Source organism: Tepidimonas sp. (genome assembly GCF_036824975.1).
In the GTDB taxonomy this organism is placed as follows: Bacteria; Pseudomonadota; Gammaproteobacteria; order Burkholderiales; family Burkholderiaceae_C; genus Tepidimonas.
In genome coordinates this window covers 1-4,264 of record NZ_DAISZC010000100.1, presented here as the reverse complement: position 1 = coordinate 4,264, position 4,264 = coordinate 1, and the positions used below count along the sequence as shown (strand labels likewise).

The window sequence follows — 4,264 nt, the reverse complement described above, 5'->3', positions numbered from 1 at the left end:
GCGCTACGGTGGCGTGCCCCCGTTTCCCGAGACCCGGGCGTATGTGCAGCGCATCGTGCACTTCTACCGCGCCGCCCGCCATGCCCGCCCGGACGACCAAGCGGGCCGCCGACCCGACGCGCCGGGTCACAGCGTCAGCGTCCCGCTGATTCCTCGAGGTCCTGCCGAATGAGGGTGGCGATCTCCTCGATGGATTTATGCGTGGTGGACAGCACGCGGATGCCGGCGCGGCGCATCAGCGCCTCGGCCTCACGCACCTCGTAGCGGCAGTTATCCAGACTGGCGTAGCGGGAGTTGGGCCGGCGCTCGTGCCGGATTTCGCTCAGGCGCTGAGGGTCGATGGTCAGCCCAAACAGCTTCTTGCGGTGGGGCAACAGCGCGGGGGGGAGTTGGCGCCGCTCGAAGTCTTCCGGAATCAGCGGGTAGTTGGCCGCCTTCAGACCGAACTGCAGCGCCAGATAGAGCGAGGTCGGGGTCTTGCCGCTGCGGCTGACGCCGACCAGGATGACGTCGGCCAGCTCCAGGCTGCGGTCGGTCTGACCGTCGTCGTGTTCGAGCGTGAAGTTGATGGCCTCGATGCGGTCGTGATACTCGCGGCTGCGTGTCACATCCGAGAAGCGGCCGACGCGGTGGTTCGACTTCATGCCCAGTTCCCGCTCCAGCGGGGCGATGAAGGTGCCGAACATGTCGATGAGCAGCCCGGCGCAGTCGCGCCGCAGCACGTCCATGGCGTCCTCGTTGACCAGCGTCGTAAACACCAGCGGGCGCTTGCCATCGACTTCGGCGGCATGGTTGATCTGGCGTACCGCCTGATGCGCCTTGTCCAGGTTGTCCACAAAGGGCAGGCGCACCATGCGGGGCTGGATTTCGAATTGCGCCAGCAGGGCGCGGGCAAAGGTTTCGGCGGTGATGCCGGTGCCGTCGGAGACGAAGAAAGCGGTGCGCTGGGCCATGGGGCGGGCAGGGTGGGCCAATTACAATCCCCGCATTATGGCGACCGCCGCAGGGGTTGCTGCCGCCGCATGTCCGCATTGGGCCAGAACAATAACCCGAAAGTCCCGTGCCGCCGCGTCGCCGCCCCCGTTGCCCGCAGGCGCCCCCGGTTTTGCATCATCGAGGAGTATCCACCATGTCTTCCCTGTTTCCCCCCGACGCGCTGGTCGTGCCGTTCGAGCAGCTGCGCATGTCCGACGTCGAGGCCGTCGGCGGCAAGAACGCCAGCCTGGGCGAGATGATCTCGCAGCTGCCGCAGGGCGTGCGCGTACCCACCGGCTTTGCCACCACCGCGCACGCGTTCCGCGAGTTTCTGCGCCACGGCGGGCTGGACGAACGCATCCACGCCAAGTTGGCGGCGCTGGACGCCGACGACGTGCGCGCGCTGGCGGCCACCGGCGCCGAGATCCGGGCCATGGTCGAGGCGCAGCCGTTTCCGCCCGCGCTGGAGCAGGCCATCCGTGACGCCTACGCCAGGCTCGACGGCGGCGCCGGCGGCAGCTACGCCGTGCGCTCCTCCGCCACCGCCGAGGATCTGCCCGATGCGTCGTTCGCCGGACAGCAGGAAACGTTCCTCAACGTCGTCGGCATCGAGCAGATCCTGCACAAGATCAAGGAGGTGTTTGCCAGCCTGTACAACGACCGCGCCATCAGCTACCGGGTGCACAAGGGCTTTGCGCACAGCGAGGTGGCGCTGTCGGCCGGCGTGCAGCGCATGGTGCGCTCCGACCTGGGGGCGTCGGGCGTGATGTTCACCATCGACACCGAAAGCGGCTTCGAGGACGTGGTCTTCATCACCGCCAGCTACGGGCTGGGCGAGACGGTGGTGCAGGGTGCCGTCAACCCGGACGAGTTCTACGTCCACAAGCCGATGCTGAAGGCGGGCAAGCAAGCCATCATCCGCCGTAGACTGGGCAGCAAGCTCATCCAGATGGTGTTTGCCACCCCCGAGGAGGCGGCCGCCAGCGGCAAGCGCGTCAAGACGGTGGACGTGCCGGTGGAGCAGCGCAACCGCTACAGCCTCACCGACGCCGACGTGCTGGAGCTGGCGCGCTATGCGCTCGTCATCGAACAGCACTACGGCCGGCCGATGGACATCGAGTGGGGCAAGGACGGCGTCGATGGTCAAATCTACATCCTGCAGGCGCGCCCCGAGACGGTCAAAAGCCAGGCCGCTGGGCAGGTGGAGCTGCGCTACAAGCTCAAGTCCAAGGGGCCGGTTCTGGCCAGCGGCCGCGCCATCGGGCAGAAGATCGGCACCGGCAAGGTGCGCATCGTGCACTCGATCGCCGAGATGGACAAGGTGCAGTCGGGTGACGTGCTGGTGACCGACATGACCGACCCCAACTGGGAGCCGATCATGAAGCGTGCCAGCGCCATCGTCACCAACCGCGGGGGGCGCACGTGTCATGCCGCCATCATCGCGCGTGAGCTGGGCATTCCGGCCGTGGTGGGCTGCGGCAACGCCACCGAAGCGCTCAAAGACGGGCAGTTGGTCACCGTCAGCTGCGCCGAAGGCGACACCGGCCACATCTACGAAGGGCTGCTGGAGACCGAAGTGACCGAGGTGCAGCGCGGCGCCATGCCCGAGTTGCCGGTCAAGATCATGATGAACGTCGGCAACCCGCAGCTGGCGTTCGACTTTGCTCAGATTCCCAACGCCGGCGTTGGCCTGGCGCGGCTGGAGTTCATCATCAACAACAATATCGGCGTGCACCCCAAGGCGATTCTGGACTACCCCAACGTGGACGCCGATCTGAAGCGCGCCGTCGAGTCGGCGGCCCGTGGCCACGCCAGCCCGCGCGCCTTCTACGTGGACAAGGTGGCCGAAGGCGTGGCGACCATTGCCGCTGCGTTCTGGCCCAAGCCGGTCATCGTGCGCCTGTCTGACTTCAAGAGCAACGAGTACCGCAAGCTCATCGGTGGCAGCCGCTACGAGCCGGATGAGGAAAACCCGATGCTGGGCTTTCGCGGCGCGGCGCGCTACATCAGCGACGACTTCGCCCAGGCGTTTGCGATGGAGTGCGAGGCGCTCAAGCGCGTGCGCGAGGATATGGGCCTGACCAACGTGCAGGTGATGGTGCCGTTCGTGCGTACGCTGCAGCAGGCGCGCCGCGTCACCGAGCTGCTGGCCGCCCACGGCCTCAGGCGTGGTGAAGGTGACCTCAAGCTCATCATGATGTGCGAGATCCCCAGCAACGCCATCCTGGCCGAGCAGTTCCTGCAGTATTTCGACGGCTTCTCGATCGGCTCCAACGATTTGACGCAGCTGACGCTGGGGCTGGACCGTGACTCGGGCCTGGAGCTGCTGGCGCACGATTTCGATGAACGCGACCCGGCGGTGACGGCGCTGATCGCGCAGGCGATTAGCGCCTGCCGTGCCCAGGGCAAATACATCGGCATCTGCGGGCAGGGGCCCAGCGACCACCCGGACTTTGCCCAGTGGCTGATGGAGCAGGGCATCAGCTCGATCTCACTGAACCCGGACACGGTGATCGACACCTGGCAACGGTTGGCCAGCCGCGCCTGAGACGATACGGACAGCGCCATGCGTCCCTTCGGCACTCCGTCCACGGCTCAGCGCTTGTGGGTCCTATTTGCCGCCGGGGTGCTGGCGCTGCATTTTCCGCTGGTGGGCCTGTGGGGGCAATGGGCCGATGGGCTGGGGATCGGCGCCCCCTTCGTCGTCGCCCTATTCGTCGTCTGGGCGCTGCTGATCGCGGCGCTGGCCGTGATCGTGGAGCGCGCGCCGGATTGACGGCGCAGGCTCGGGGAGGCGAGCGGTGTCTGCCGGGATCGTTGCCGCTGCCGCCGTCGCGTATCTAGGGCTGCTGTTTGCGTTGGCGCACTGGGCGGATGGCCGCGCGCGGGCCGGGCGCACGGTCATCGACAACCCGTGGATTTACGCGCTGTCGTGGGCGGTGTACTGCACCGCGTGGACCTACTTCGGCAGCGTCGGGCGCGCCGCCAGCGGCGGGCTGTGGTTCCTGCCCATTTACCTGGGGCCAACGCTGGCCATGGTGCTGGGCTGGACAGTGCTGCGCAAGATGGTGCGCATCGCGCACACCTACCGCATCACCACCATCGCCGACTTCATCGGCAGCCGTTACGGCAAGAGCTCGGCCGTGGCGGGGTTGGTGACCCTGATTACCGTCGTCGGGATCGTTCCGTATATCGCGTTGCAACTCAAGGGCATCGCCGTGGCTTACGCGGTGGTGGTGAGCGAGGGCGGGCACGGCGCCGGATCGCTACCCTGGTGGCAGGAGAGCAC

General features: G+C 67.0%; 3 protein-coding genes and 1 pseudogene. 3 read left to right on the top strand and 1 reads right to left on the bottom strand.

The features are described from left to right. Positions 1-134: 134 nt before the first annotated feature. Entirely contained in the window at positions 135-953 is an 819-nt protein-coding gene (ppsR, locus tag V7Z54_RS09490) for a posphoenolpyruvate synthetase regulatory kinase/phosphorylase PpsR (protein ID WP_334136127.1), read from the bottom strand. A gap of 176 nt (positions 954-1,129) precedes the next feature. Here ppsR and ppsA point away from each other — a divergent pair, with 176 nt between their 5' ends. From ppsA to V7Z54_RS09475, 3 genes and pseudogenes are all read left to right on the top strand, one after another. Next, positions 1,130-3,523: a phosphoenolpyruvate synthase gene (gene ppsA, locus V7Z54_RS09485; protein ID WP_334136125.1), complete on the top strand. Its 2,394-nt coding sequence runs from the start codon at positions 1,130-1,132 to the stop codon at positions 3,521-3,523. A gap of 54 nt (positions 3,524-3,577) precedes the next feature. Then, positions 3,578-3,751: a hypothetical protein gene (locus tag V7Z54_RS09480; RefSeq protein WP_334136123.1), complete on the top strand. Its 174-nt coding sequence runs from the start codon at positions 3,578-3,580 to the stop codon at positions 3,749-3,751. 25 nt (positions 3,752-3,776) lie between these two features. Next, positions 3,777-4,264 (top strand): annotated as a pseudogene (locus V7Z54_RS09475) (histidine kinase); the annotation flags it as partial.

Coding starts and splice junctions, on each gene's coding strand:
- ppsA (WP_334136125.1), top strand. CDS start 1,130: ATGTCTTCCCTGTTTCCCCCCGACGCGCTGGTCGTGCCGTTCGAGCAG.
- ppsR (WP_334136127.1), bottom strand. CDS start 953: ATGGCCCAGCGCACCGCTTTCTTCGTCTCCGACGGCACCGGCATCACC.